Below are 26,457 nucleotides of genomic sequence, written 5' to 3' on the forward strand. Positions count from 1 at the left end.
GCACGTTCCATGCTTGTTCATCGGATAAAACTGTTGCCGGACGTTCATCACTTTCCATGCCATGACCTCCTGAACACTCGGGACGGCCCTCCTGCCTAATAGAAGAAAGCTCCATCTCGTAGCTCGAGTCTTCCGGTCATCAGCCGCGCCAAACAGGGCCGGAAGACTCCCTACAGTCGCCTGCTGCGGCTGTGCTGTGCCGCTGGACGACTACGGGCAGAGTCGCTTCAGCCAAACGAGGCCGAACGCGCCTCAGCCGGGTGGGGTGCCTACCTGGCGGCGCTAACCCCGGCGGGGGAACCCTAGGGGCAGTCCGTGCGGCGGCCGGGCTGATCCCCGCCGACGCCGGTTTGCTCGCCGTCGTCGGCGAGGCCATGGTTCCGGCGTTCGCGCGCCCTAAGGGACACATCGGGCTGGTCGCCAAAGAGCTCGCCAACTATCCGGACCTCTATGCACGGGGAAACATGGTGGGCCTGTCAGTAGGGCCAAAGGTCACGCCTGGAAGCTGCAGCTGCGGGCTGGGGACGGGGGCCGGTTCAGATGCAGACCGCGTGATGATTGTGGGACAAGGCAACCGCATGAGGACCTTTTCGGCTATGGACCCGATGGGTTTCCGAAGTCCGCCCCGTCCCCGGCAGCCAATCACCAATAAGCTGGCCTGTGCTGCGTCTCGCATGAGCACATCGGCAGGCGAGTCATCCGATTCCAGCGCTTCGCGGACACGGAGTCCCGGAAAGAGCTCCCGGATGCGGCCGGCTGCTTCTGAGATAAGTGCCCGGGGATCAGGCTCACGGCTGTGACCTATTCCCGTCCTGCCTCCTGCGTTGGCTGGAGGCAGCGTTTTCGACACCGCATGCAGCACTGTCAGTCCCTCTCCGGTCCGGCTCGCCTCCTCCGCCGCCATCTTAAGGGCAATTTCGGAGTCAGCCGATCCGTCGACGCCGACCACCACTCCGATATGGTTCGTCGCCGCTGGCGCGGGAATGACTGCGACGGGACTCCGGCAGAGGACTACTGCCTGAAAGCTTACCGACCCGAATCCCTCCCCTCGCCCGTCTGCGGAACGGTCCGAACCGAGAACCACAATCTCGGCGCCAACGGACAACAGGCTCAGCATCGGTGCCGGCTCGCCCGGCTGCCAGCTGGTGAGGATTTGCAGCGTCGGATGCCGCGCGGCCAGCCGGTCACGCGCAAGGCCCAGCAGCACCTGCGCCTCGGCCACGGCCTCCACGTACTGCGCCGGCACCCTGTAGTACGAGGATTCGGGCACCACCCGCACCAAATGCAGCCGGAGGCCTAGCCGGTCCGCCCTCTGCGCAGCCCAGTCCGCAGCCCCTCCGCCTGTGCTGGAGCCATCAACCCCCGCCAGGACCTCATGCGCCTTCAAGTCTTACCCCTTTCATCACGCCACTCACCCAGTGTCTCGCTGAGGCGCGGAACGGCTAGTGTCTTAAGCCCCCACCACCCATCAGAGAATCACGGCATCAACGCTGACCTCCAAAATCACACGTCGTAAACCGTGCACTGATGACGCAACTGAACCGCCGAAAACCGTCCTAGCTGCCCAGCAGGATTTCGGACGCCGCCTCGGACCGGAAGAGCTCCTAATTCGGTGGGGCAAGCCTCCGCACAAACGGTGTTTTCCCCAGGACTGTCCGTTGAAGACGTTCCACCAGCTGCACGTCGACTCGGAGGGGACTGACCCCGGCTGTGGTGAGCGCGCCGGCTACTGCGGCGCGGACTCCCTCGGTGGAGGCTCCGGGGCGAGGCCCGCCAGGAGGACCCGCAGTCCGGAGTGCTCCTGGATGACCTGCCAGCCGGCAAGGGCGGCTTGGTCCAGCGCATGGTGGAACACGAATGGGTGGACGCTGACCTCGCCTTCCTTCCCTGGCAGTTGCAGGACGTCTTCGATCCTGCCTTCGATGTCCTCGAGAAGGGTGAACGGGCGCCCGCAGGGGCAGCCTCGTCCGCCCAGTCTGACGGTGTCGGACATTTCGTAGCGGATCAGCGGCAGGGTTCGCGAGAACAGGACCGTGACGAGAAGCTTTGCCCCGGTGGTCCCGGCCGGCACGGGGTTGCCGGCCTGGTCTACGGGTTCGATGATCAGCAGGTCTTCGTAGACATGCCGGTTCCGGTAGTTGCAGGGGGAGGCGATCCCGGCAGTTTCGGTGGCGGCGTAAACATCGAAGGGTCCACTTCCCCATGCCGCCTCCAGTTCCAAGGCGGTCGGCGGGCTGAGCACTTCGGAGGCGGACATCACGCCCTGCGGCGAGATGCGCAAGCGGCCCGCACGCTGCTCTGCGGCCAGGGGTTTGAGTGCTGAGGCGTAGCCGACGAGGACCCTGGGCTGGAACTGGTTCAGCGCGGCGACCGTCTCCTCTATGGGAGCGGTGACGTCCAGGCGGAGGGTGGGTACGAGCTTAGAGCGCAGCGATGCTCCGACGACGGCGGACTGGTGTGTGGGCACCCGGGAGCTCACCAGCGCCATTTTTAGTGGCCGGGTCAGCCCGGCTGAGATCCCGGCCCAGTCGTTCGCTCAGGCGTAGGAGGCCAGGACGGTCGCCCATTCGGTGCGGTTCCAGATGAAGGTTCCGCGCCGGCCGGTGGTTCCGGCCGTGGCGGCAGCCCACCATCGGCCCTTCCATGGCAGGCCCGGGTCTCCACCGCTCTGCGTCAGGCTCCGCAGGTGGTTTTCCAGGTCCGCCAGCCTCAGGTCCGGTGTGGTGACGGCCTCGTCGAAGTTCTCCATCAGGTCCGCTTTCGTCACGGACGGCAGCTGCTCCAGAGGAGCGTCGTGCAGCCCGGCGTGATGACGCCGGTAGAACTCCGATCCGGCGTAGGTTGCGCGGCGCAATTCCTGCAGGGCGTGTTCCTGGTGGGCGGTGATCCGGGCGGCGTCCCAGTGGTCCCTTCTCCGCCACGCGGCCCGCAGGAACAACACACGGGCGATCAGGCGGATGTCCATGACCGGGTTGCCTAGCGGTTCCCGGCCGGGGCCAGCGGCCGGGCAGCACGCGCGGTGCTGGCCTCCGGCGTCTCCGGCCGAGGCAGCCGCAGCCTCTTGAGCAGCAGTGCGTTGACGGCGACCAGGAAGCTGGAACCGGACATCGACAAGGCCGCGATCTCCGGACTGAGGACGATCCCCGCGAACGCGAAGACCCCTGCCGCGATCGGCAGCGCTATCGCGTTGTACCCCAGGGCCCAGCCCAGGTTCTGCCGCATTTTCCGCAGGGTGCCCTTGCCGATCCGCAGGGCAATCGGCACGTCCAGCGGATCCGAGCGCATGAGCACGACGTCGGCCGTTTCGATAGCCACATCCGTGCCGGCACCGATCGCGATGCCAAGGTCCGCCTGCGCCAGGGCCGGGGCGTCGTTGACCCCGTCGCCGACCATGGCGACCCTCCCCCGCCGCTGCAACTCCGCGATCTTCACTGATTTGTCTCCGGGGAGCACTTCGGCAATGACCGTGTCGATGCCCAGCTGCCCGGCGATCCTCTTGGCGGTGGCTTCGTTGTCCCCGGTGAGCATGACGACCTCGATCCCGGCCTCGTGCAGGGCCGCGACTGCCGCGGCCGCGGTTTCCCTCGCGGCATCCGCCAAAGCGATCACCGCCGCGGCCTTGCCGTCGACGGCGACGAGCACTGCGGTCCGTCCGGTGTCGGCAAGTTCATCGCGCACCGCGGCCAGCGGGCCCAGATCGATTCCTTCGTTGGCCATAAGTCTGCGGTTGCCACCAGCACCCGGTGCCCGTCCACGGTAGCGCCGGCCCCGTGACCGGGAACGTTGAGGAAATCCGAAGCCGCAAGGACGGGTGCGCCGCGCTCCTGCGCGTGGCGGACCACGGCCGCGGCGAGGGGGTGTTCGGATTCCTGCTCGACGGCGGCGACCAGGGCCAGGAGTTCGCTTTCGCTGATTCCTTCGACAACGACGTCGGTCACTTCCGGTTCGCCTTTGGTCAGGGTGCCGGTCTTGTCCATCACGACGGTATCGATCCGGGCGGAGACTTCCAGGGCGGTGGCGTTCTTGAACAGGACGCCGCGTTTGGCGCCGAGCCCGGTGCCAACCATGATGGCCGTCGGTGTGGCAAGGCCCAACGCGTCAGGGCACGTGATCACGACAACGGTGATGGCGAACAGCAGAGCCGCCTGAACTCCCGCCCCGAGGGCGAGCCAGGCTACGAAAGTGACGGTCCCACCGATCAGGGCGACCAGGACCAGCCAGAACGCGGCCCTGTCGGCCAGCCGCTGGCCCGGTGCCTTGGAGTTCTGGGCTTCCTGGACGAGCGCCACGATCTGCGCCAGCGCGGTGTCGGCCCCGACCCTGGTGGCCCGGACCCGCATCGTGCCGGTGGTGTTGATGGACGCGCCGATCACTTACGAGCCGATGGTCTTGGTCACCGGAAGACTTTCCCCCGTGACCATCGACTCATCGACCTCCGACTGGCCGTCCTCGATTTCCCCGTCAACGGGGATTTTGGACCCTGGCCGGATCAGCAGCAGGTCCCCGGTCTGGACTTCGGAGGTGAGGATCTCGACAGTTTCGCCGTCGCGGATGACGACTGCGGCCGGCGGGGCAAGCTCGAGCAGCGTGCGGATGGCCTCGTTCGCCCCGCCCCGTGCGCGCATTTCGAACCAGTGGCCCAGCAGTACGAAGGAGGCAAGGACGGTGGCCGCTTCGTAGAACACCTCGCCGCCGCCGGTGAAGGTGACCCAGACGCTGTAAAGCCAGCCGGTGCCCACGGCGATCGCGACCAGGACCATCATGTCCAGCGTGCGGGCCTTCAACGCCCGGTAGGCGCCGTCGAAGAAAATCCACGCGGAGTAGAAGATGACCGGCAGGGACAGGATCAGGGCCATGACGTCGTCACGGAGCCCGAACGGCGTCGGGGCGGTGAAACCGAACATGTCCCGGCCCATCGGAGACCACAGGGTCACGCCGATGGACAGGACCGCGGCGACCAGGAACCTGTTTCGCATGTCCCTGACCATGTCATCCATGGACATTCCACCGTCGTGTCCGCCGTGGCCCATCATGTCTTGCGGTGTCCGGGCCATCTCAGCGTGCTGGACCGCGCCGTGGCCGGCATGGCTGTCCGCTGACGGATGAGCATGCCCGGTGTGCTGTTCCGCCGCTTCGGGTGCGTGACCCGGGTGCATGGCCTGGTGTTCATGCTCCGTCGGATGTACAGTCCCGGCGGGGTGGACGTGTGCGGACAGCGGGTGGCCGGCGCCGGTCTTTGTGGCTGTGCCATGTTTCGTCCCGGCAGTGCGCGCGGTTTCGTCCATCGGGTAGCAGACGTGGTCTGGGACCGATTCGCCCCGGCAGTGGTATCCGCAGTCCCGTATCCAGCCGGAGATCTGCTCCACCGTGGTCACGGACGGGTCAAAGCTCACGGTCGCGCGGTCTGGGCGACCGCGTTCGCGTCGACGGCGGCGACACCGGGCCGCGCACGCAGCACGCGTTCCACCACCGCCTTGGAGGTGGCCCAGTGCAGGCCTCGGACCTCCACGACGGTGCGTTGCAGCTTCGATGTCATTGCGTCTCCTCCGTCAATCCTGCTCCCGCAGGACGAACCGCCCGGCCGAAAGACAGTGCGGATCCTGGCTGTGGCAGGCGGGTGAGGCGGTTCGGTGTGGGCAGCCCATGCTGCGTCCTTCCGCAGGCGTATCCAGGGAGGACAGCGGTTTCGCCACCCGGTCATCGGACCTTCACTGCGTAAGGGCTTTCGCCCGGGACGTCGTTTCCGGTTACACCCAACGTATACCCATCGGGCAGTCAAAGGTTCCGGCCGGATCTGGCGGATATGGGGCCGCTCATGCTCCGCGGCCGCGGCGCAGCGCAGTGAGCCGGGCGGTGTACTCGCTCTCGTCGATTTCACCGCGGGCAAACCGTTCCGCGAGCAGATTCTCCGCGACGCCCGCACCTTGTCCGCTTTCCTCGTACCTGCGGCTGCCCGCTCCCATGGAGCGGGCGAAGAGGATGATGGCGGTGATGACGGCGCCCCAGAACAGCACAAAGCTCACGCCCATCAGGATGTACCCCCAGACGCCCATGTTCCCGTCCCAATACATCATCTCTGCTTCCTCCCTGCACCCGGGCCCACCGGTGCCCTGGGGTTCACTCTCGTCCCGATCGGCTTCCCGCGTCAGAGTCTTTAGTCCTCTTGCCCTCGCCGGTCCGGCGGGATCCGCGGAGCACAAGCCAGGGCCAGGACGATGACGGCCGCTGCCCCAGGCGGCGGCCGTTCCCCGGGAAGGAACAGCGAGACCCCGACGCCGATGACGGGCACGAGCAGGTCCAGGCAGTCAGGAGATCCAGGCGGGGCGCGTGGCTTCCCTGAACCAGGCCAGGAACGCCGCCGTTCCCGCCAGCGACAGGAACAGCGGGACCGTCAGGAACTGCCCGGTCCGGTTGATCGCCAGCGTCGGCCCCCGGATGGCGGCCATCCCGGCCAGCAGCGCCCCGCCGATCAGGAAATGCCAGGCGCTGGCAGCGACGAGTTCCATGTCAGCAACAGCGCCGCAGCCGCGATCAGTGCCCTCAGGGCCGCGAACCACAGGACCGGTGCATCCTGGAGGCCAAGCCTGATGGCCGGAAAACACAAGCCCCACCCGCCACGATCCGGAGCATAGTCCCGGTCCGCGGGCTCCCCGCACCTGTACGCCGCCCGGGCCGCTCATCGTCCGCCCTCCGGATCAGAGCGCGAGCTGGCGCAGGTGGCAGTGCTGGATCAGCTCGACCGCTTCGTCGATGTCATCGGTGCAGCGCAGCAGATGGATGTCGTCCGGGGCGATGAATCCATGAGCCCGGACCAGTGCTCGGTTCCGATCAGGACGACGGGGAATTCGTGGATTTTTCCGGTCTGCGCGATGGCGACGCGTTGTTTTCCCCGCCGGAAAGGTCCCGGGGCAGGTTCCGCAGCCGGTGCCCGAGCTGAAGTTGCTCCAGTGACGTCCGGGCTTTAGCCCGGGCCTCTTTCCGGGGCACTCGGGCCGTGAGCAGGGGCATCATGACGTTTTCCTCCGCGGTCAGTGCCGAAAGCAAGTTAAAGGTCTGGAACACGAAGCCGAATTCGCGCAGCCGCAGCCTGGACAGTTGTGCCGGTTCAAGGGTGGAGGTGTCCTGCCCAGAGATGAGGATCCTGCCCGTCGTGGGGGACATGAGGGTGCCGATCATGGACAGCAGGGTTGTTTTTCCCGATCCCGACGGTCCCATCACGAGGACAATGTCCCCGGCGTCCACGCTGAGGGATACGGGGTCCACGGCGGTCACGGCGGTGTGCCCGGCGCCGAAGGTCTTGGACACGTCCTCGACGGAGACGACGCTCATGCGCGGAACACTTCCGCCAGGTCGATGCGGGCCAACCGGCGGACCGGCAGCAGCGAGGACACCACGGCCATGGCCAGGGTGACGGCGAAAATCCAGGCCGCATCGAACCAGCGGATTTCGGTGATGAATTCCGGAACGTAGTTTCCCGCGGCGGCGCTGACGGCAAGGGCCAGGGCCGCCCCGACGAGGTAACCGAGCACGGCTGCGGTGATCGCCTGCTCCACCACGACGGTGTAGAGCTGGCGGTTGCTCACCCGATGGCCTTCAGGACGCCGTATTCGCGGGCTTTTTCGATGGTGGAGGTGAAGATGGTCAGGTCGATGACCGTCATGCCCACGGCGATCCCGATGAACAGCAGGACCAGGATGATGGGCAGGAAGGTGTCCCGGACGATGTTCGTGTTGTTTTCCACGAACCTGTCCTGGGTGATGGCATCCACAGCAGGGTCCGCTTCGATCCGGGATGCGACCTCGCCTGCGGCGGTGCCGTCCTTGACCGTGACGTGGAAGAAGTTCGTGGCGCCGGGCAGCTGGAGGATGCCTTCGGCGTCTTCCTTGGTGGCGAACGCGAAGGAGAAGCTGAGGATGTATCCGCCCTCGGAATAGCCGGCGACTTTCAGCGTCCTCCCGGCGACGGGGATGATGTCCCCGATCCTGATGTTCTCGCTGCGTGCGACGACCCGGTCGATGATGATCTCGCCCTTGTCGGGGATGGCTTTGCCTTCGACCACCCGCGCGGGGGCTCCGACGTTGTTCTCCGTGTCGTCGTCAATGACGTAGAGGTTGATGTCCTTGCCGTTGTGCGTGAACGCGACGCGGCGGCCGCTGAAGGGCTTGGGGCTGGCGACCCCCGGAACGCCGGTCAGGAAGTCCCGAACGGTCAGGGGCAGTACCGCGGGGGTGTGGAACATGTCCGTCGCGCCTGTCTGGGTGATCCAGTAATCCGCCGGCACGGTGCGGATGTATTCACCGATCTTGTTGCTCCAGCCCCCTGATACAGGCCTTGGATGCTCATGATCAGCAGCACGCTGAACGCGACCCCGCCGACGCTGATCAGCAGGAGGGTCTTTTCCTGGACCAGGTTCTTTACCGCCAGGAACAGCATGGCGGTAACCCGGCCTCCCCGTCCGCGCCCGGCTGCCGGTACATCACGGGCCCTTCTGCAGCTTCTGACCGGCGCCCGCGGGGCGGCGTCCGAAGCGGGGGACGAATCCGGGAACCTGCCGGCGGTAGGCGGCGTAGGCTTCACCGAACTCGGCGTCCATCAGGCGTTCCTCCTTCCGGGCCAGGCGCAGATAGACGATGACCAGGACCGGGAACATCAGCAGGGTCAGCAGCGTAGGCCACTGCAGCAGGAATCCGGCCATGATGGTCAGGAACCCCACGTACTGCGGATGCCGCACCCTGCCATAGGGTCCCGTGACCGCCAGACGCTGGGTCCGCTGTGCCGCGAAAAGGATCTGCCAGGACCGGTAAAGCAGGATGAACCCTGCCGCGATCAGCACGTTGCTCAGAAGGTGCAGCGGGCTCAGGTGCGGGTCCCCTTGCCAGCCGATAAGGTCCTGCCACAAATGACCCGAGTTGTGGTTCAGGAGGTCCACGCCCGGTATCCGGTTCCCCAGCCATCCCGAGAGCAGGTAGATCGTCAGCGGGAAACCATACATCTCAGTGAACAGCGCCACGATGAACGCCGAAAAACCGCCCAGCGCCCGCCAGTCCAGTTGCGTCCTGGGCCGGACGAAACTGAACGCGAAAATAATGAACACGGCCGAATTGATGATCACTAGCCACCACAGGTCATACCCGTAATCAGTGGACATTGCCGGCACCTCCCCCGGGCCGGGGGCGGGCAGGCCCACCCGGGCCCTCCTGTCCCCCATGCCCCTGATGGGTGGAGCTACCGTGTCCGCCGTGGCCTCCATGCCCGAACATACATAAGCTCATCACAAGCACCACACCCAGATAGGGCAGCCCGTCCAGGACATGGAGCCAGTGGTTGGTGATGAGGTATATCGCCGCTGCGGCGATGAGAACGGTGAGCAGGCCCTGCGTCCACGGCCCGAACGGGCCCCGGGACGGAAACGGGCGCGGCGCTTCAGGTAGACGAGGATCAGGAACACTGCTCATACCTTGAGTGTTGACCCGCCGGGACCCGCCGGCAAGGGCCTAACGGCCCGCAGCCCACCTGAGGCGGACGGTTCGGCCCCCTGCTGCGGAATCGTTGCGAAATATACCCCTATGGGGTATCCTATGGGTGTTGTCAGTGACGTGGTTTGTCCAGGCCCCGGCCGTTACAGCCGTTCATCCCCAACGAACCCTTTGCATCCCTGCTCCGAAGGAAAACTGACATGTGTGGACCCACCGAATCACGGACCCCGCTCCCCCTTGCCTCCGCTGCACAGCACGGCTGCAGCTGCTGCTCCCCCGCCGCGGACACCCAGGCCGGGGCTTCGGCGACAGTCAAGCCGGAGGTCCAGGCTTCCGGCGCGCAGTACGCTTTGGAAGGGCTGACCTGCGAACACTGTGTCCAGACCGTTGAGAAGGCTGTGTCCGGCGTATCAGGGGTCCAGACCGCAACCGTCGATCTCGTCCCGGGCGGCACGTCCCGGCTGATTGTCACTGGCACTGCCGCCCCGGATGCCCTGGCTAAGGCAATCCGGTCCTCCGGCTATGCCCTGGCCGGCGCGAAGTAGCCTCACCACCATCCAGCGATAACGTGTCCCTATGTTTTTTGTCAAGCATTGGGCCGGGGTTTCCTTCGAAATGGTGGCGGATCGTTTTTGGGCAGCAACCAACGGCCGGCGGGGTTTGTCCGCCGGCTGATGGCCTCTGGCCTCTCAGGCTGTCGTGGGGCTCGGCGCGTCGTAGAGCGTGCCGTCGCGGAGCATCGCGAAGAGGACGTCGCAGCGGCGCCGGGCGAGGGCGATGAGGGCCTGGTTGTGCCGTTTGCCCTCGGCGCGCTTCCGGTCGTAGTACGCCCGTGACAGCGGGTCCTTCAACGCCGCGAATGAGGAGAGGAAGAAGGCCCGTTTGAGGCTCTTGTTGCCCTTCTTGGACGGGTGGTCGCCGCGGATCGAGGTTCCCGACCGCCAGGTCACGGGGGCCAGTCCGGCGTAGGAGGCGAGGTGTCCGGCGGTCTTGAATTCCTTGCCCGCAACCTCGGTGAGGATGCGCGCTTCCGTCCTGACTCCGACCGCCGGCATGGAGGTCAGGACGGTGTGAAGAGGGTGGGCCTCCACAAGCGCTTCGACCTGGGTGAGGATCTCCTCCCGGGCGGTGCGCAGCTGTTTGAGCATCGCCGCCAGCTGGGGCAGGACGATGCCTGCCGCGCCAGTGCCGGCGACCATGACGCTCTGCTCATTCAAGGCGGTGAAGACGTCCGCCGCCCAGCCTTTCCCGGCCCGCGGAGCATGGCGGGACAGGAGCGTGGAGACCCGGTTTTGGCCGGCCTTGCGCAGCGTCGCGGGCGTGGGGTATTTGATCAGCAGTTCGGCCATGGCCGGGTGGTCCAGGTGCTTGCCAATGACTCGTTCCAGGGCGGGGTGGACTTGGGTCAGGAGCCCGCGGATCCGGCTTGAGGTGGCCGTGGCCTGTTTGGCTAGATCGTCATCAAAACCGCATAGCATCGACAGCTCCGCGGCCTGCTCGTCGGCGACCACGATGGAGCGTAGGGTGTGCGGCAGGGACCGGGCGGCTTCGGCAATTATTGCCGCGTCTCGGGCGTCCGTTTTGGCCTCGCCGGGGTGCAGGTCCGCGATGCGCCGCACCGCGAGCCCCGGCAGGTAGCCGACCATGATGCCTTCCGCCTGGGCCACAGCGACGGGCAGGGCGCCGATGGCGGAGGGCTGGTCGACGACCAACAGGACCCGTCCCTTGTCGGCGACGGAGCGGATGATGGCTTGCAGTTTTGCCTCGTCCTGGGGCAGCGCCCGGTCGAGGATCTTCTTGCCCTGGCGGTCGATGGCGACCGCGTGGTGATTGCTCTTGCCGACATCAACACCGATGAAGATGTCGACGAGTTCATGGTCTTTGATCAACGCAAACCTCCCAGAATTTGTGTCCGTCAAATCTGTGTTGGCATGTCCTGCGGCGGCAAGGCTCGGCATCCACGTTACGGCTGACCTGCACGGTGTTTCATTGCGCTGGTCCGGTCCCCATTAGCGATCCCCTGGCGCCTATCGAGTCCCGGTGACAACACCCCCCGGATCATTGATGACTGGGGGACTTAATCATGCCGGGACCGACAGGCCAACAACCCCAATTCTTACTCGTTACGGGCTACTAAAAAGGTAACGGGGACCCGCCCCGGCCAGCAGTACCGGCAGCCCCATGCCTGACGCCCATATCCACGGCCTGAGCGTCAGCAGCAAAACCGGCCAGGTGCTCCTGGCCACCCACGACGGCCTGTTCGACATCACGAAACAGCCCGCCGCCAAAATCGGCGCCACCAACGACCTGATGGGCTTCACCGGCGGCACCGCCCACGGCGTCCTCTACGCTTCCGGACACCCCGGCTCTGGTTCCGACCTCCCGAATCCGCTTGAGCTGATCAGGTCCACCGACGCCGGGAAAACCTGGGAACAGCTCTCCCGGCAAGGTGAATCCGACTTCCACGCACTCACCGCCACCAAATCCGGAATCGTCGGATTTGACGGTACACTGAGCACCAGCCCGGACGGGAAAACCTGGAACACCGTGGCCGCGGATTTCGTCCCCGCCGCCCTCGCCGGAAGCCCGACCGGCGACTGTCCTGGCCACTACCCCGCAAGGGATCCGCCGCTCGACTGACGGCGGTAAAACCTGGAACACGGTGAACTCCGGACCGGTGGTCCAGTTCGCCGCCTTCGCCAGCCCCGGCGAGGCCGTCGGAGTCGAACCCGACGGGACAGTCCACTACTCCGCGGACGCCGGCGGGACCTGGACCCGAAAGGGCCGAATCCAGGACGCAGTCCAGGCTGTGGCCACGGTGAAGGGTCCCGAGGTCAATCCCTCGATCTGGGCAGCCACGGCCGGTGGGCTTGTCATCTCCGCCGACGGCGGATTCACGTTCCTGCCCGCCGACGACGGCTCCTGACCGCTGTTCTTCCCTCCCGGTCTTCTAATCGTGCTGGCCAAGCGCATGCTTCGCTTGCAGACCCGGCCCGGTCCCGGCCGGAGGGAGGTGGCTGACGGCGTGAGTATCACGGGTCCAGGGTGGGGGCATGACGGCCGGGCAGGCCGGCCCGCCCAATCACGCCGTGACAGGAGCTGCATGATGACCCACCGCATCACCGCCATGCTCATCGGATGCGTCGAACAACCGGCCTACGGGCCGGGACCTCGGACTCTACCTGTCAGCCGGCGCCGCGGGGAGAATAGGAGTACCAACTCTTGGAAGCGGAAGGCGCCGGTCATGATGTGGGGTTACGGACAAGGCATGGGGTGGATGTGGCTCTGGGTGCCTCTCCTGCTCATCGGGGTCGCGCTCCTGGTGCTGCTGGCGGTGAGGGTCGCCGGAGGAGGCATCCGCGGCCGTTACGGACCGGATGGCCCGGATGGGACCGCCGGTCCGGCGCACATGGGAGGGAGCAGGGCCCGCCAGATCCTCGAGGAACGCTTTGCGAGAGGAGAGCTGACCGCGGACCAATACCGCGAGCAGCTCAAGGTTCTCGGCGAGGGCCGGTAGTTGCAGCCCATCAGCCGCCGCCAGGCGATTCTTCTGGGCGGACTGGGCGGGGACGGTTGCCGGCGGGGCCGGGCTGATCTGGACACTGACCTCCCCTTCCGGGCCGGTCAGCGGAGGTGAGCTGACCCAGCCGCAGGAGGAGCGGAGCGCTGACGGGCAGCTTCAGGTCCGGCTCGAAGCTGCACCAGGGCAGATCCTGCTTGCCGGACGGCAGGCCACCGCTTTTGGTTATAACGGGTCCGTCCCCGGCCCAACACTTCGCGTACGAGCCGGCGACGTCCTGAAGATCAAGCTCGTCAACAATCTGGTCCAGGCCACCAACCTGCATGTGCACGGCCTCCATGTTTCCCCCGAGGGCAACGGGGATAATGTCTTCGTCTCAGTGGAACCCGGCAGCAGCTTCGACTATGAATACAACCTTCCCGATGATCATCCCCCTGGCGCGTACTGGTACCACCCCCACCATCACGGCATGGTCGCCGACCAGATCTTCGGCGGCCTCTTCGGAGCGATCATCGTGGAGGACCCGGAGCCCGTCGAGACGAGCGCGGAGCGGGTGCTGGTCGTTTCCGACACCACCATAGACGGTACGGGGAACGTCGCTGCAGTCCCGGCGATGGAACGGATGATGGGCAGGGAGGGTCAACTGATTCTGGTCAACGGCCAGAGCGACCCGCAATTCAGCGCCCGCCCCGGGCAACGGGAGAGATGGCGCATCATCAACGCGTGCGTGGCCCGCTACCTCCGGCTGCGGCTCGACGGACAGCAGCTGCAACTCCTCGGCATGGACTTCGGCCGCTTCCCGAAACCGGAGACAGTGGATGAACTGCTGCTGACGCCCGGAAACCGGGCAGACCTCCTCGTGACCACGACGACCGGCGATTCCGTGCTGCGTGCGTTCTACCAGAACCGGGGAAGCATGCCGGGCATGATGGGACCGGGATACAGTGCACGGAACCCTGCAGACCAGCCGGACGGCGCCGCGCTGGCCACTCTCCGCGTGTCAGGCGAACCGGCCGCACCCCTGACGGCCGTGCCCGCCTATCGGGGCCTGGGAGACCTGAGGTCATCTACCGTCTCGGCACGCCGGCAGGTGATCCTGGCAGCCGGCATGGGCATGGGCGGGGGCGCCGGCATGATGCGTTTCACCATCAACGGCAGGGAATTCAACGAGGCCAGAACAGATACTACGGTCGCGGCCGGAAGCGTCGAGGAATGGACACTGACCAACACCAGTCCCATGGACCACCCGTTCCACCTGCACGTCTGGCCGATGCAGATCATCGAGGAAAACGGCCAAGGATTGGATACCGCCGTCTGGCAGGACGTGGTGAACGTACCTGCAAACGGTCGGGTAAAGATCAGGGTGGCTTTCAAGGACTTCCGCGGATGCTCCGTCTACCACTGCCACATCCTGGACCACGAAGACCTCGGCATGATGGGCGTCATCGACGTACGGTGAGACAACGTGGGCTGGGAAGAGTGGGTGTATCCCCTGTGGGCAACACAGATTAGGTGGGACCGCTTTCATCCGTCCTACCGACGCCGCAATTATGAGACACAACCACGGGATGCACCCGTCCTGCCGAATCTGCGCCGATGCCTGCCTCCACTGCGAAGCGGTCTGCGGGTCTTTCTGGCCGCCGGCTAAGGCGTGTGGGATTGGTGTCCGCTTCTCGGGGCGCCCGAGGGCTGGGCAGGCTGCAAGGCGTCAAGGGTGACTTTGACCAGCCTGAGCACGCCGTCGTGGGAGGTCAGTCCTGCTGCAGCTTCAAGGGCATGAAGGCAGAAGGCCGCCAGCTCCCCCTGGGCCACATCAGTGCGGAACACGCCCGCGTCCGCGCCCTCTTGAAGCAGTCCCGCAAGGAAACCCTGGAGGTGTTGCCGGGCCAGACCAGCGTGTCCGCCCCCGTGCAGCCTTGTTGCCTCGGCATCGCCGTGGCCGGAGTGCGACAGGAAAGCATAGGCATGAAGCACAGCTTCAAGCTGCTGCCGGACCCCCACAGTCCGGTCCCTGATCTGGATCAGCTCTGTGAGGTGGGCCTGGATCTGGCGCTCGTGCCAGGCCAGCAGGATGGACTCAACGTCCGGGAAATACTTGTACAAGGTGGCACGGCCTATCCCTGCTGCCTGGGCGATCGCGGACATCGTCACCCCGGCGACGCCCTCGCCGGCCACCAGCTGAGCGGCGGCGTCCAAAACGGCCCCCCGGACAGCATCTCGGTGGGTCTCGATGGTCGCGTTCCAGAGCTTGGGCATGCCGAATCATACAACGTGACGCGCAATGGACAGGCTGACGCTTTCAATACATACTGTCTTACAAAGCCAATCGAAGGAGAGCCATGACGAACCTGGACTCCAACCCCGACACATCTCCCACTGACAGCGGAGAAACCCCGCGTCACAAGACACCCTTGTGGGTGAAGGGATTCCTTATCGCCGCAGCTGTACTGGTGGTGACCTTCGCGGTCACACACCTCAGCGGCGGAATGGCCATGAACCACACACCTTGAAGGTGCTGCCCCCCGCAGTCCGCAAGGCTGCGCTGACCATCCACATCATCTCGTCCGTGGGCTGGCTCAGTGCTGTCGCTGGATTCTTGGTAATGGCCGTTGCAGGGCTGACATCCGCTGACGCGCAGCTGGTCCGCGCTGCCTACCTCGGGATGAACCTCATCGGCTGGATGGTCATCTTCCCGCTGAGCCTTGCGTCCCTGCTCTCGGGAATCATTCAGGGTCTCGGTACCAAGTGGGAGGGCAGATAACACGGCTGGCTTCGAACTCGCGCTGCGAACGTTCACGCTGCGCCGCGATCCGCTCTCCAGCCAGTGGCTCCTGGAAGTCCATCGCCGACGGGTACTGGGCCGCGGTGAGATTGAACTGGCAACCCATCAGCGACGAGACCTCGGAAGGAATCAGGACGGAGTTCGCTCTCCCCTCGCTCGAGCAGGTGCGTGGCAGTCTTACTGAGGTGATGAATGATCCGGAACCGGTGATGCAGCAGCTCGTCCGCGTCCTCATCGGAGATGGGACATTCTGTCCAGGCTTCCAGTTCATCGACCGTGGCCAACTCCACCCGACAATCACCGGCCTGTTCCGGCATGGACCTGCGGATCCCGCCCAATTACTTCACAGTCTGGATGGTCACACCGGCCCGGGACCTGAACGTGGCGCAGCCGGTGGATTCTATGAATCGAGCGCAGCAGCCGCATCGCGCCTCAGAGGGCGTCGCGGCCCAACTGCCTGGAGGCCGGCGGGGCACCTAGGATTGGCTGGGCTGACGAATATCGCAACACTCGGGGGCGTGACTGCCGGCCTCTCGTTGCCAGGAGCGGCCATTCTTTCCCTGACAGGACGAGCAGTTCATGATCTCGTTCAGTAGTGTGAGCCTTGGATCAGGGGAATACCGCCGAACGCAGCTCTCAGGTGGGAGCGCCTTGGCCGATCGAAGGAATGACGATGAAGGCGCTTGTTTATCACGGTCCCGGCCAGAAGGCATGGGAAGACGTACCCGATCCCAGGATTCAGAAGCCGACCGACATCATCGTGAAGATCGAAACTACGACCATTTGCGGCACTGATCTGCACATCCTCAAAGGCGACGTTCCAGCAGTCGAGTACGGTCGAATCCTCGGGCACGAGGGCGTCGGCACGATCACTGAAATCGGATCCGCAGTTGCAGGCCTCACGATCGGCGACCGAGTAATCATCTCGTGCATCTCTGCCTGCGGGCATCTCGACTACTGCAGACAGGGAGTCTACTCCCACTGCCTGGGCGAAGAGGGCGCCCCAGGCATCGGTTGGATCCTCGGGCACCTCATCGACGGGACACAGGCCGAATTCGTGCGCGTCCCGTACTAAGAGACTTCCGTTTACAAAATCCCCGACAGCGTCAGCCCCCAAGCGGGAACATTGCTGTCCGATATCCTGCCCACAGGCTGCGAAATCGGCGTGCAGTACGGGGCTGTCAAGCCCGGTGATGTCATCGCCGTGATCGGCGCCGGTACCGTCGGGCTCGCCGTCGCCAACGCCGGGGTACACGGCAAGGGTGTGGACCTGCCGCTGGACAGACTCTGGATCTCGAACATCACCATCACCACGGGCCTGCTGAACACCAACACGACTGGTACGCTCCTCAAGCTCGTCGCGCAAAAGAAGTTGCCCGTCGACCAATTCGTGAGTCACGCGTTCGATCTCAATGACATCGAAAAGGCATACGACACCTTTTCACGGGCCGCCGAAACAAAGGCGCTCAAGGTGATGCTCAACGCCTGAAGCATCACCGAAGAAGTTCACAACCAAAACCCCGGGCCCCCACCCTGCCTAGGAAGGGACGCTGGAGCCGCGGCGTGCTCTGTTACCGCGGGCAGGTAGGGTGCTTCAGGACCGCCGCCCGGGGCCTGTCGGCGTCGGCGAGGATTGTCGGCGGTTGCGCCGCCGGATAATCGTCTTGCGGATTTCTTCTGCCCATAGAACCGAGGAACCCACGAGGAGGGCCAGCCCCCACTGGGCTGAGCTCATGGCCGTGGTGTCGAATAGGCCCTGCAGTACTTCCAGGTTCACCACCATAATCTGGAGCACGATCACGGCGATCAATGATACCCAGATACTGCGGTTGGTGAAGGTCTGTCTGGAGAAAACAGAGGCTGAGTCTGAGCGCACGTTGAGCAGGTTGAATACCTGGTAAAAGACGAAGGTAGTGAACGCGAGGGTGGTTGGCAGGGCCGGGTCCGCTGTGTTCTCCGGGAACAGGGCGGGAGCCAGCACAAGGACGGCGATGGTCCCGGCAGCCATGACCGTGCCGAGACCGAGGATCCGCAGCAGACGGTCTCTGGTCAGCAATGGTTCGCCAACGGGCCGCGGTTTCTGCTTCATGATGTCCGGCTCCGCCGGGTCAACACCCAGCGCCAACGCGGGAGGCCCATCCATGATGATGTTCACCCAGAGGATCTGCAAGGCGGTGAACGGCGCGCCACCGGCCAAGCCGAGCACACCGGCGGTGAGGAAGATCAGAACGAAGCCCCACGCCGTTGTCAGCTGGAATTTCACGAACTTGATGATGTTCGCGTAGACCCCGCGGCCTATCTCTACCGCGATGACAATGGTGGCGAAATTGTCGTCGGTCAGTATCATTCTGGCCGCGCCCTTGGACACATCGGTTCCGGTGATACCCATTGCGATGCCGATGTCTGCCTGTTTCAGTGCCGGGGCGTCGTTGACGCCATCGCCCGTCATGGCCACGACGTTCCCGCCGTCCTGCAGGGCCTTGACGACGCGGATCTTATGTTCCGGGGCGACCCGGGCAAGCACGCCATAACCCGCGACGCGGCGGGTGAGCTGTGCGTCATCGAGCCGGTCCAGGTCAGTCCCGGCCGCCGCCTCGCCGCGGATGCCCAGGCCAGCGGCGATAGCCGAGGCCGTGACCAGGTGATCTCCGGTGATCATGTGGACCTCGATCCCGGCCTCCCGTGCCGTGGCGATTGCCGCGGCGGCCTCGGGGCGCGGCGGGTCGACAATTCCAACCACGGCGTAGACCGTCAACCGGTCCGCCGTGAGCCGGAGCTCCTCGGGGTCCTGCGGCAGGTTCGAATCGAGCCGGCGCCCGGCGATTAGCAGCGTGCGAAGACCTTCCCCTGCCAGTGCCTGGACCTCCTCATGGATCCGCTGGCGGTCAGCGTCGTCCAGCAGGCGGATCCCCGTGTCGGTCAGGACGGAATCGGCACGTTCCATCAGTACGCCGGGTGCTCCTTTAGCGAAGCAGCGGAAGCGGGCGGGAGCGGTGTCTCCGCCGGTGAAGTTCTGCCGGTGGAAGGTGGCCATGAACTTGTAGTCCGAATCAAACGGGATTTCAGCCACACGGGGGTGCTCCTTTCGGGCACCCTCGACGTCAATCCCGCCCTTCTCGGCGAGTACAACGAGTGCGCCTTCTGTAGGATCTCCCACGAGTTCGCCGTCCTTCACCGAGGCATCGTTGCACAACGCCATGGACAGGAAGGTGTCCGTCATCGCCGGAGGCGGGCCGCCATCTCTGCTCAGGATTTTGCCGTCTGTCGAATAGCCGTTGCCGGTGATCCGGAAGCTGCGTCCGGCGACGAGCAGCCGCCGTACGGTCATTTCGTTGAGCGTCAGCGTTCCGGTCTTGTCCGTTGCTATGTGGGTGGTGCTGCCGAGGGTTTCGACGGCGGATAGCTGCTTGATGATGGCTCCGCGCCGGGCGAGCCGAGAAGCGCCCATGCTCAGAGTGAAAGCGACGACGGCGGTCAGGCCCTCCGGGATGGTGGCTACTGCGAGGGAGACTGCGGTGATCAGCAGATCGGACCAGGGCTGGCCCCGGGACAATCCGAGTATGAAGACGATGGCGACGACAACGAGGGCGACGATCGTCAGCGTCCCGGCAAGCTGATCGATCCGCCGCTGCAGCGGGGTTTTCTCGGTTCCAGCGCTACCGAGCAATGAGGCGATGCCGCCGATCTCGGTGTCCATTCCGGTAGCCGTTGCCACCATGACGGCGCGCCCACGGCTGATGTCGGTGCTCGTGAAAATCATGTTCGTCCGGTCCGCCAGGACAAGATCCGGGTCGGTCAGCATCTGGGTGGTCTTGTCTACGGGCTGGGACTCACCGGTCAGCGCGGCTTCGGCAACCTGCAGCCTCACAGCCTCGATCAGTCGGCCGTCCGCAGGGACCGAATCGCCGGCGTCCAGCAGCACAATGTCTCCTGGCACCAGTTCGGAGTTGGAAATTTCCTGCACGCCCCCGTCCCGGCGCACCCGGGACGTGTCCACAGTCATCTTCCGCAGCGCCTCCAGGCTGCTGTCCGCCCGGCTCTCCTGAACGTAGTTAAGAACCGTGTTGAGGATGATGACCGCCAGAATCACGACGGGCGTTTCCCATTCCCGGGAGACCGTGGCGCTCACTGCGGCGGCAACGACCAGCAGGAGAGTCATCTTCTCCGCCAGGAGCCGCAGTACTTTTTTCCATGCAGGTTTCTTTTTGGCCTCAGTCAGCACATTGGGCCCGTGCTCCAGCTGCCGTGATTCTGCTGCAGCTGTGGTCAGCCCAACAGAAGGGTCTGTCCGGAGGGCCGCTGCGGTGTCGACCGCCGACAGTGTGTGCCACGACTGCCCGGCGGAACGGGACGCTGGGGAGGTACTCGCTCGTGAAGTGCGGGAATCGCTGGAAACCATGGGAAAACTCCTCGCAACGAACCGGCCCGCGGGACATACATCCTGCGAGGCCCAGCGTATAGGACAAAAAAGGATGCAGTCTTTTGCCCAACCAGACCTAAAACCTCGGCACCCACGAATGTTGGAAGTTGCATCGAAACAGCCGCGGCCCGGCCACTGTTCAGTGCCGAAGCATCGACCTTGAGGACATGGTCAGGAATATTCCAATCCTGGGAACCATGCTGAGGATGTTCCGCCTCTGGGCTGCGACGGATAGGGCGGGGATTTTGGACTTATCGTCCGCAAGTTCGCCGAAGGGTACGGAATCGTGAACAGCCAGATCGTGGTCGGTGTCGACGACTCTCCTGCGGGCAGCGCTGCCGCGGAATGGGCCGCCACCCTGGCCGCCCATTTTCATGTCCTCCTCAATCTGGTGCGCGTCGTTCCGACTTCTGGGTTCTTCCAACATGCAAGCCGGTATCTGGAGGCCGTGAACCACGGGCGGAGCTGCTGGCCGAGGAGGCTCGTCGGCTATCGGACCAGGATCCGGAGATCACAGTCACCACGACCTTGAGGACGGGTGAGACCGTCCCGGCCTTTCGGGCCCTCTCCAAAGATGCGGGCATGATCGTCCTGGGAACGGACAGAGGACCGGACAAGCACGGTGAGGGGTTCGGATCGGTCAGTTTTCAGACCGCCATCCTCAGCGACTGCACAGTGGCCGTGGTCCCGCCGGACGGTCCAGACGGGAGGACCGGTGTCATGTCGGCACCGACGGTTCCACCGACTCGGCCATCGCGGTGGAACGGGCAGCCATGGAAGCGCACCAGCTTCGCCAGGACCTGACGCTGGTCCACACTTGCGTGGGCCATGACGCACCCTCAGCCACAGGCTCCGAGGGCCCGACTGGGAAGCCCACGGTTGCCTGCGGTGTGCTCTCCGCAGCCGTCGCCGGCGCGGCCAGGAACCATCCCGATCTGAACGTGCACCCCGTTCTTGATACCGGCAGGCCGCCTCAGGGCAGCCGGGCGCCCTGCTGCTGGTCATCGGCTGCAGGGGCCAGGGAGGACTGAAAGCCCTGGTGCGCTCGGTCGCCGGTGAAGTCCTCCTGTGTAGCAGTCAGCGCCCGACACTGATCACCCGCTCGGTTCCGCCGGGGAGGACTCCGTTCTTGTAGTAAAAAGCAGTGCCGTGCTCTAGCAGGGAGAACGCGCTGTGCTGCCGCGCAGCCTTCCGGGGTTGCGTCCAGTTATTGTCCGGCTGCGGTCTCGTCCTTCGGTTTGCTCCGGGCTTCGCGCTGGTGGTGCTCCAGCTTCTCTTCCGAATCCCGGCGGCGCTGGCCCACTGTGCGCATCTGGTTCGTGGGCGGCCTTCGGTGATCGACCAGAGGGGCCCTCTGCTCAGGTTCTTCCTCGTCGTCAGTGGCGGATCGGTCCCGACGACGTCCCGTGTTCGCGCTCATACCTGCATCGTCCCAACTTGACCGCGCATTTCCGCCGTACACCACCGAAAAAGTCATGAAGAACCAGAACGGGCAGATCGCGAGCAGGAACAGTGACGGCACCGTCAGGCGAAATTGCCCTTGACGAGGGCCTCCCCTGGCGAAGGACGAAGCCCCCGGTCTGGAAATTCAGACCAGCCTTCTGTACGGGCGGGCCCCGGAACGAGCTGCTGCTCGTTGATCTTCGTCAGCCGTTCAATTTCGGCTTTCGCTGCCATGTCGGTGTCATAGTCGTGCTGGGCCATGGCCGAGGCAATGGCATCCTGGCGTTTGGCGGCGATCAGGAGGATCGCGCCCCTGGAGACCGGCAAGCATGGACAGAAACAGGTTCAGCAGAATATAGGGGTAAGGATCTCAGGCACGGCCAGCCATCGCGAAGCTGTTGACGGCGGACCATAGGATCATGAAGAGAATGAATCCGCCCACGAAAGGCCAGCTGCCCATACCGTGCAAATAGTCGGCCGCCCGCTCCCCCTTGGTCAGGGATGACTTGTGCAGGGCATGCCAGGTGGCTTTTGCTCGCTCATGATTCAGCGTAGCTCCTGCCCGCTCATCGAAGCGTCCAACAGCACCGGTTCGAGGAACCGCGCAGATCCTACAGGGCGGTAGGCTTACCCCCGGAACGCCACGGGTTCAGCCCGCCGCGGTGCCCGTTTCGTGCAGCACGAACTTCCGCATCTCGCCCGCGCCCAAATGGACCTCGTCAGAACCGACACGTACGCAGACAGCGGCTGCGTCTCCGGGTGCTGCGGAAACAGTCAAGGTGCCGTGGTCGAGGCTGACTTCGAGCAACTGGTCCCGGTAGCGGACACGGAAGGAAACTGACTTTATTTCTTTTGGCATTTTTGGGGCGAAAAGGAGGGCATCCCTGGTGATCCTCAGACCGGCGAAGCTGCGCTGGATCACATCGATCGTTCCTGCCATGGCGCCAAGGTGGATACCTGTGTGCGTGGTGCCTCCCTGCGTGTCGTCAAGGTCGGCGGTGAGCGCTTCCCGGAAAGTTCTCCAGGCCCGGTCCGGGTCCATGGCTGCCAGCACCGAGGCGTGGGCCACGCGGCTTAGGGTGGAGCCGTGGGCCGTGCGTGCCAGGTAGTAGTCCACTGTCGCCGCGAGCTGGTCCGCGGTGACGGTGTAACCCAGCTGGGCCAGGAAGAGCATCAGCTCCTTCTCGCCCAGGACATACAGGAGCATCAGCACGTCAGCCTGTTTGGCCAGCCGGTACCGATTGGTGCTGTCGCCCTCGGCTTCCAGAATCAGGTCGAGGCGTTCAATGTTTTTGTATCTGTTCCGGTAGTGCGCCCAGTCGAGTTCCTGCAAGTGTTCGTAACCGTCGAACTGGCTGATGATGCCTCCGCCGAAGAACGGTACAAACATCCGTTGGCTGACGCGCAGCCAAACTTCCATCTCTGCCGGATCTATGGACAGGCGTCCCCGTAGATCCTCCAGGTCGTGGCCGTGAAGCATCGTCATGATCTCGTGGGCCTGTTCGCAGACCCATGCAGCCATCACGTTCGTGTAGGCGTTGTCATTCAATCCCCCGCCGGGGCTGTCCGGGTAGCCTGTATGGTATTCGTCCGGGCCCATGACTCCGCGAAGATGGAAGCGGTCCTCTTCGTCGTCGTATTCGGCCATGGAGGCTACGAGCCGCGCCACTTCCACAACCAGCTCGGCGCCATGATGCAAGAGCCAGCCCCGATCCTGCGTGGCCAGGAAATACTGCCATGCGTTGAAGGCCACGCCCAGGCCGGCATGCCGCTGAAGATGGGAATAGTCCGGCACCCAACGGCCGGACCGCCGGCTAAAAAGCCAACGGGGTGTCTCTTCCCTGCCGTCGCTGCCGCTCTGCCACGGGAACAAGGCCCCCCGGAACCCCGCTGCGGCCGCCGCTTCCCGGGCCGCCGGCAGCCTGCGCCAGCGGTAGTCAATAAGGGAGCGGGCAACGGAGGGCATCCGTGAGGTAAGAAGGGGCAGGACGAAGAGCTCATCCCAGAAGATGTGCCCGCGGTAACCCTCCCCGTGCAGCCCGCGGGCGGGCACACCGGCATCCAGTTCAGCCGTGTGCGGGCTCAGCGTCTGCAGCAGGTGGAAGACATGGAGATTCAGGATCAGCTGCACCTGGGGGCTCCCGTCGATGGTGACGACGAACAAGTGCAGCAATCTTCCCCAGGCGTTCTCGTGCTCGGAGAGCATGCCGTCAAAGCCCTGCCCGCTGGCCCTGAGCACCGACCTCGCACCGGATGCCGGTGAGGAGAACGCGCGGTCGCGGGAAGTCACGATTGCTGCCATCTTGGTCACCATCAGCGGCACGGCGTCCGTCAGCGGGACGTCGAAGGAGCGGTAATACAATCCCGCTTCTTCATCGGGCGCGCCGCTGCCTGCCTGTCCGGAAACCCGGGTCTGCAGCGCTGTTGCGATCCTGATATGGCTTTGGCTCGTCTCAACTTCTATCACCGGGGTCGGTTCTGCTGGCCCGGACACCTCGAGTACGGCCAGATGATGGTGGGACAGAAGCGCGTCCTCCGGCACATTTTCGTTGGTCACCCCGGTATCCACTCCGCTGCGGATTCTCACGGACGCGCTCCAGCCCCTGGCAGTGAAGACTGTCTCCAGCGCCATCAGATGAGGCTGGGCCATCGATACGAACCGGCGCTGAACCACCTCCAGCCGCCGGCCGTCATCTGCCTCCAGCACGACTTCCCGCCGCAGAGTGGCCCGAAGCAGGTCAAGCACACGCCGCTCACGGCGGATCTTCAACCCGCCCCGGGACCACCAGTGCGTCTCGTCCAGCCGGACGTCCAGCACCAGCCAGTTGGGGATATTGACCATGTGTTCGTCTTCCGCGGCCTGGCCTTCCACGGTACTCACCAACCTGTTGTAGACACCGGCGAGGTAGGTGCCCGGATAACGGACCTCGCTCATTCCGCCCTCCGGGGCAGCCCCACGCACGGCCAGGTACCCGTTCCCAAGCGTGGTCAAAGCTTCCCGGTGCCCTTCGTGGGCCGGATCATAACCTTCATACACAAGGCGCCACGGGTCAGTGAGAACACGTCCCAGATCCAGCTCGCTCACGTCGTTCAACACAACGTCGGCACCTGCCGCCTCCAGCTCCGCCCTCCTGCTAGAAACCCTGTCTATCCCAACGACGAGCCCGAATCCCCCTCGGTGTGCCGCTTCGACGCCGGCGACGGCATCTTCGATCACCACGGCGCGGGCAGGAGGGATCCCCAACCGGTGCACGACTTCAAGGAATAATGCCGGGTCGGGTTTTCCTGCAAGGCCCAACTCGCCGGCAATGGCACCATCCATGACCAGGTCGAAAGCATTGGACAGGCCAGCGGCTGCCAGGACAGCGGACGCGTTCCGGCTTGATGTTGCAAGGGCCACAGGAACCCGTCCCGACCGCAGCCTTTCAAGCAGTGCGACCGTTCCCGGGAAGGCCACCACACCCTCACGTCCCAGCCGCTCCCTGAACAGCTGGTTCTTACGCTCAGCCAGGCCACGGACCGACCATCCGCCGGCAGGATCCAAGGCGTCACCCATAGGCAGTTCAATGCCGCGGGAACCCAGGAAGGCTTGCACACCGTGTTCCCGGGGCCTGCCATCCACATACCTCTGGTAATCACTGCTGCTGAAGGGCTCCCTCCGTGCCCTTGGCGGGACGCGGCGGTCCTTCAACACCTCATTGAAGAGGTCCCTCCACGCTGCCTCATGCACAGCGGCCGTGTCCGTTACGACGCCATCCAGGTCAAAGATCACAACGTCAAAAGGCGACAAAGCGGCAGCGGCCGTAGGTGAATCCGTCATGACTCATCCCTACCAGCCATCAGAACTAGCGGCCAGTGGCATTGGATCCGGTCACCACACCTTGGTACGTCAGGATCAACGAAACCGAGGCCATTCTGCCCTCCGCTAGACGCAAGCATGATGCCCTTCATCAATGGATGACCATCCAACACCCGAACGCCGACAGGCACAGCAGTCACGGAATCCTTGACTGGCATTGACCGTATCCGGATCTTCACGGACAAGTTTTTGTCAACCACCTGTGGTTCCGCCGGGCTGACCGGTTGAACAGGAGTTCGTCGAACCACAACACGGTGGATGCCATGCCCATGCAGACCGCCCAGTGGGCCGCGTCCAGGGACGCGGTCCCGAAGGCCTGTTGCAGCAGCGGGCCTTCCACCACGGCGAACTGAAGTACAGCCGCGAGCAGGACGGCGCCCCACAGCCACTTGTTGACGAAAAGCCGGTGGAACGCGCTGGTTGTGACGGAACGTGAGTTGAAGGCGTTGAACAGCTGCGCGAAGACCAAGGTGGTGAACCCGGCGGTACGGGCCACGTCCAGGGAGTCGCTGCCGTTGACGAGACCGCCGGGCAGGAAGATGTCGATGGTCAGCAGCGTCACGATGCCCATGACCAAGCCGACGGCCACGATGCCGGTCCACAGCCGCCCCCCGAGGATTGCGGTCGGTCATTTTCCCCGGCGCACGCGCCATCACGTCGTCTATTTCCGGATCCACTCCTATCGCCAGCGCGGGCCCGGAGTCGGTGACGAGGTTGATCCACAGAATCTGGGTGGCCAGCAGCGGCAGCGCCACTGCCTCGTCGCCTGCACCTGCCAAACCCATGGTGCCGGCGAAGACCACGCCGAGGAAGACCGTGAAGACTTCTCCCATATTGGAGGAGAGAAGATAGCGCAGGAACTTTTCGATGTTGTCGAAGATGACCCGGCCCTGGCGCACCGCGGAGACGATGGTGGCGAAGTTGTCGTCGCCGAGAATCATCTTCAAAGCTTCCTTG

General features: G+C 64.6%; 29 protein-coding genes and 4 pseudogenes. 10 read left to right on the forward strand and 23 right to left on the reverse strand.

Annotated elements, in window-relative coordinates:
* Positions 1-448 precede the first annotated feature (448 nt).
* The 14 genes and pseudogenes from ACX80M_RS18310 to ACX80M_RS18375 form a co-directional block, all read right to left on the reverse strand.
* Complete coding sequence (locus ACX80M_RS18310; RefSeq protein ID WP_459310120.1) at positions 449-1,387, reverse strand: universal stress protein; 939 nt, start codon at positions 1,385-1,387, stop codon at positions 449-451.
* 339 nt (positions 1,388-1,726) lie between these two features.
* Positions 1,727-2,479, reverse strand: a complete 753-nt coding sequence (locus ACX80M_RS18315; RefSeq protein WP_459310121.1) for a hypothetical protein — start codon at positions 2,477-2,479, stop codon at positions 1,727-1,729.
* 57 nt (positions 2,480-2,536) lie between these two features.
* On the reverse strand, positions 2,537-2,965 hold the full coding sequence (locus ACX80M_RS18320; protein WP_252603780.1) for a hypothetical protein: 429 nt from the start codon (positions 2,963-2,965) through the stop codon (positions 2,537-2,539).
* Positions 2,966-2,976: 11 nt separating this feature from the next.
* Positions 2,977-3,717: an HAD-IC family P-type ATPase gene (locus tag ACX80M_RS18325; protein ID WP_252603783.1), complete on the reverse strand. Its 741-nt coding sequence runs from the start codon at positions 3,715-3,717 to the stop codon at positions 2,977-2,979.
* Positions 3,606-3,938: a hypothetical protein gene (locus ACX80M_RS18330; protein WP_252603814.1), complete on the reverse strand. Its 333-nt coding sequence runs from the start codon at positions 3,936-3,938 to the stop codon at positions 3,606-3,608. The genes ACX80M_RS18325 and ACX80M_RS18330 overlap by 112 nt, the downstream gene beginning before the upstream one ends.
* Positions 3,933-5,285, reverse strand: a pseudogene (locus ACX80M_RS18335) (heavy metal translocating P-type ATPase); the annotation flags it as partial. The pseudogene ACX80M_RS18335 and the gene ACX80M_RS18330, both read right to left, overlap by 6 nt.
* A 104-nt stretch (positions 5,286-5,389) precedes the next feature.
* Positions 5,390-5,536, reverse strand: a complete 147-nt coding sequence (locus ACX80M_RS18340) for a cation transporter (RefSeq protein WP_252603787.1) — start codon at positions 5,534-5,536, stop codon at positions 5,390-5,392.
* Positions 5,537-5,813: 277 nt separating this feature from the next.
* Positions 5,814-6,074, reverse strand: coding sequence for an SHOCT domain-containing protein (locus ACX80M_RS18345; protein ID WP_252603790.1), 261 nt, complete (start codon positions 6,072-6,074; stop codon positions 5,814-5,816).
* A 231-nt stretch (positions 6,075-6,305) separates the two neighbouring features.
* Complete coding sequence (locus ACX80M_RS18350; protein ID WP_252603793.1) at positions 6,306-6,506, reverse strand: hypothetical protein; 201 nt, start codon at positions 6,504-6,506, stop codon at positions 6,306-6,308.
* Between the two features lie 322 nt (positions 6,507-6,828).
* Positions 6,829-7,329, reverse strand: a complete 501-nt coding sequence (locus ACX80M_RS18355) for an ABC transporter ATP-binding protein (protein WP_252603796.1) — start codon at positions 7,327-7,329, stop codon at positions 6,829-6,831.
* The gene (locus ACX80M_RS18360) at positions 7,326-7,583 is read right to left on the reverse strand and encodes an FtsX-like permease family protein (RefSeq protein WP_252603799.1); all 258 of its coding nucleotides are present in this window, start codon (positions 7,581-7,583) and stop codon (positions 7,326-7,328) included. The genes ACX80M_RS18355 and ACX80M_RS18360 overlap by 4 nt, the downstream gene beginning before the upstream one ends.
* A complete protein-coding gene (locus tag ACX80M_RS18365) occupies positions 7,580-8,281 on the reverse strand; it encodes an ABC transporter permease (RefSeq protein ID WP_252603801.1) in 702 nt (233 codons plus the stop codon). Before ACX80M_RS18365 ends, ACX80M_RS18360 begins: the two co-directional genes overlap by 4 nt.
* Positions 8,282-8,476: 195 nt before the next feature.
* Positions 8,477-9,148, reverse strand: a complete 672-nt coding sequence (locus ACX80M_RS18370; RefSeq protein ID WP_252603803.1) for a methyltransferase family protein — start codon at positions 9,146-9,148, stop codon at positions 8,477-8,479.
* Positions 9,138-9,455, reverse strand: coding sequence for a DUF2933 domain-containing protein (locus ACX80M_RS18375; protein ID WP_252612008.1), 318 nt, complete (start codon positions 9,453-9,455; stop codon positions 9,138-9,140). The genes ACX80M_RS18370 and ACX80M_RS18375 overlap by 11 nt, the downstream gene beginning before the upstream one ends.
* 221 nt (positions 9,456-9,676) lie before the next feature.
* On the opposite strand from ACX80M_RS18375, the gene ACX80M_RS18380 reads away from it, so the two are divergent.
* Entirely contained in the window at positions 9,677-10,021 is a 345-nt protein-coding gene (locus ACX80M_RS18380; RefSeq protein ID WP_459310122.1) for a heavy-metal-associated domain-containing protein, read from the forward strand.
* Between the two features lie 144 nt (positions 10,022-10,165).
* Here the strand turns inward: ACX80M_RS18380 and ACX80M_RS18385 are convergent, their stop codons facing one another.
* Complete coding sequence (locus ACX80M_RS18385; protein WP_459310123.1) at positions 10,166-11,434, reverse strand: IS110 family RNA-guided transposase; 1,269 nt, start codon at positions 11,432-11,434, stop codon at positions 10,166-10,168.
* A gap of 223 nt (positions 11,435-11,657) precedes the next feature.
* On the opposite strand from ACX80M_RS18385, the gene ACX80M_RS18390 reads away from it, so the two are divergent.
* The 4 genes and pseudogenes from ACX80M_RS18390 to ACX80M_RS18405 all read left to right on the forward strand — a co-directional run bounded on the left by ACX80M_RS18390 (position 11,658) and on the right by ACX80M_RS18405 (position 14,455).
* On the forward strand, positions 11,658-12,116 hold the full coding sequence (locus tag ACX80M_RS18390; RefSeq protein ID WP_308293060.1) for a beta propeller repeat protein: 459 nt from the start codon (positions 11,658-11,660) through the stop codon (positions 12,114-12,116).
* A 22-nt stretch (positions 12,117-12,138) separates the two neighbouring features.
* The gene (locus ACX80M_RS18395) at positions 12,139-12,402 is read left to right on the forward strand and encodes a beta propeller repeat protein (protein ID WP_459310124.1); all 264 of its coding nucleotides are present in this window, start codon (positions 12,139-12,141) and stop codon (positions 12,400-12,402) included.
* A 318-nt stretch (positions 12,403-12,720) separates the two neighbouring features.
* Positions 12,721-12,993 (forward strand): SHOCT domain-containing protein, encoded by a 273-nt coding sequence (locus ACX80M_RS18400; RefSeq protein WP_252603889.1) that lies wholly within the window; start codon positions 12,721-12,723, stop codon positions 12,991-12,993.
* Positions 12,994-14,455 (forward strand): annotated as a pseudogene (locus ACX80M_RS18405) (multicopper oxidase family protein).
* Between the two features lie 185 nt (positions 14,456-14,640).
* On the opposite strand, the gene ACX80M_RS18410 reads toward ACX80M_RS18405, so the two are convergent.
* Positions 14,641-15,252, reverse strand: coding sequence for a TetR/AcrR family transcriptional regulator (locus tag ACX80M_RS18410; RefSeq protein WP_459310125.1), 612 nt, complete (start codon positions 15,250-15,252; stop codon positions 14,641-14,643).
* 83 nt (positions 15,253-15,335) lie between these two features.
* Between ACX80M_RS18410 and ACX80M_RS18415 the strand changes: the two genes are divergently transcribed.
* The 3 genes and pseudogenes from ACX80M_RS18415 to ACX80M_RS18425 all read left to right on the forward strand — a co-directional run bounded on the left by ACX80M_RS18415 (position 15,336) and on the right by ACX80M_RS18425 (position 17,267).
* The gene (locus tag ACX80M_RS18415) at positions 15,336-15,506 is read left to right on the forward strand and encodes a hypothetical protein (RefSeq protein WP_252603895.1); all 171 of its coding nucleotides are present in this window, start codon (positions 15,336-15,338) and stop codon (positions 15,504-15,506) included.
* Between the two features lie 2 nt (positions 15,507-15,508).
* On the forward strand, positions 15,509-15,757 hold the full coding sequence (locus tag ACX80M_RS18420) for a hypothetical protein (protein ID WP_252603897.1): 249 nt from the start codon (positions 15,509-15,511) through the stop codon (positions 15,755-15,757).
* Positions 15,758-16,451: 694 nt separating this feature from the next.
* A pseudogene (locus ACX80M_RS18425) lies at positions 16,452-17,267 on the forward strand (alcohol dehydrogenase catalytic domain-containing protein).
* Between the two features lie 105 nt (positions 17,268-17,372).
* Here ACX80M_RS18425 and ACX80M_RS18430 read toward each other — a convergent pair.
* The gene (locus ACX80M_RS18430) at positions 17,373-20,177 is read right to left on the reverse strand and encodes a cation-translocating P-type ATPase (RefSeq protein ID WP_252612002.1); all 2,805 of its coding nucleotides are present in this window, start codon (positions 20,175-20,177) and stop codon (positions 17,373-17,375) included.
* A gap of 322 nt (positions 20,178-20,499) precedes the next feature.
* On the opposite strand from ACX80M_RS18430, the gene ACX80M_RS18435 reads away from it, so the two are divergent.
* Positions 20,500-20,730: a universal stress protein gene (locus ACX80M_RS18435; RefSeq protein ID WP_459310132.1), complete on the forward strand. Its 231-nt coding sequence runs from the start codon at positions 20,500-20,502 to the stop codon at positions 20,728-20,730.
* Between the two features lie 115 nt (positions 20,731-20,845).
* Here the strand turns inward: ACX80M_RS18435 and ACX80M_RS18440 are convergent, their stop codons facing one another.
* Positions 20,846-21,028 (reverse strand): hypothetical protein, encoded by a 183-nt coding sequence (locus tag ACX80M_RS18440; protein WP_252603608.1) that lies wholly within the window; start codon positions 21,026-21,028, stop codon positions 20,846-20,848.
* Between ACX80M_RS18440 and ACX80M_RS18445 the strand changes: the two genes are divergently transcribed.
* Entirely contained in the window at positions 20,972-21,229 is a 258-nt protein-coding gene (locus tag ACX80M_RS18445) for a hypothetical protein (protein ID WP_459310126.1), read from the forward strand. The genes ACX80M_RS18440 and ACX80M_RS18445 overlap by 57 nt on opposite strands.
* 176 nt (positions 21,230-21,405) lie before the next feature.
* On the opposite strand, the gene ACX80M_RS18450 is transcribed toward ACX80M_RS18445, so the two are convergent.
* The 5 genes and pseudogenes from ACX80M_RS18450 to ACX80M_RS18470 form a co-directional block, all read right to left on the reverse strand.
* Positions 21,406-21,618 carry a hypothetical protein gene (locus ACX80M_RS18450; RefSeq protein ID WP_252603605.1) on the reverse strand — a complete coding sequence of 71 codons (213 nt, stop codon included), beginning with the start codon at positions 21,616-21,618 and terminating at the stop codon, positions 21,406-21,408.
* Positions 21,619-21,722: 104 nt separating this feature from the next.
* Positions 21,723-21,968 carry a hypothetical protein gene (locus ACX80M_RS18455; RefSeq protein ID WP_308216225.1) on the reverse strand — a complete coding sequence of 82 codons (246 nt, stop codon included), beginning with the start codon at positions 21,966-21,968 and terminating at the stop codon, positions 21,723-21,725.
* A gap of 322 nt (positions 21,969-22,290) precedes the next feature.
* Complete coding sequence (locus tag ACX80M_RS18460) at positions 22,291-25,461, reverse strand: HAD-IA family hydrolase (RefSeq protein ID WP_252615004.1); 3,171 nt, start codon at positions 25,459-25,461, stop codon at positions 22,291-22,293.
* A 214-nt stretch (positions 25,462-25,675) separates the two neighbouring features.
* A complete protein-coding gene (locus ACX80M_RS18465; protein WP_252603599.1) occupies positions 25,676-26,089 on the reverse strand; it encodes a cation transporting ATPase C-terminal domain-containing protein in 414 nt (137 codons plus the stop codon).
* A gap of 94 nt (positions 26,090-26,183) precedes the next feature.
* A pseudogene (locus tag ACX80M_RS18470) lies at positions 26,184-26,441 on the reverse strand (cation-translocating P-type ATPase); the annotation flags it as partial.
* Between the last annotated feature and the right edge of the window lie 16 nt (positions 26,442-26,457).

The organism is Pseudarthrobacter sp. MDT1-22, from assembly GCF_054511035.1.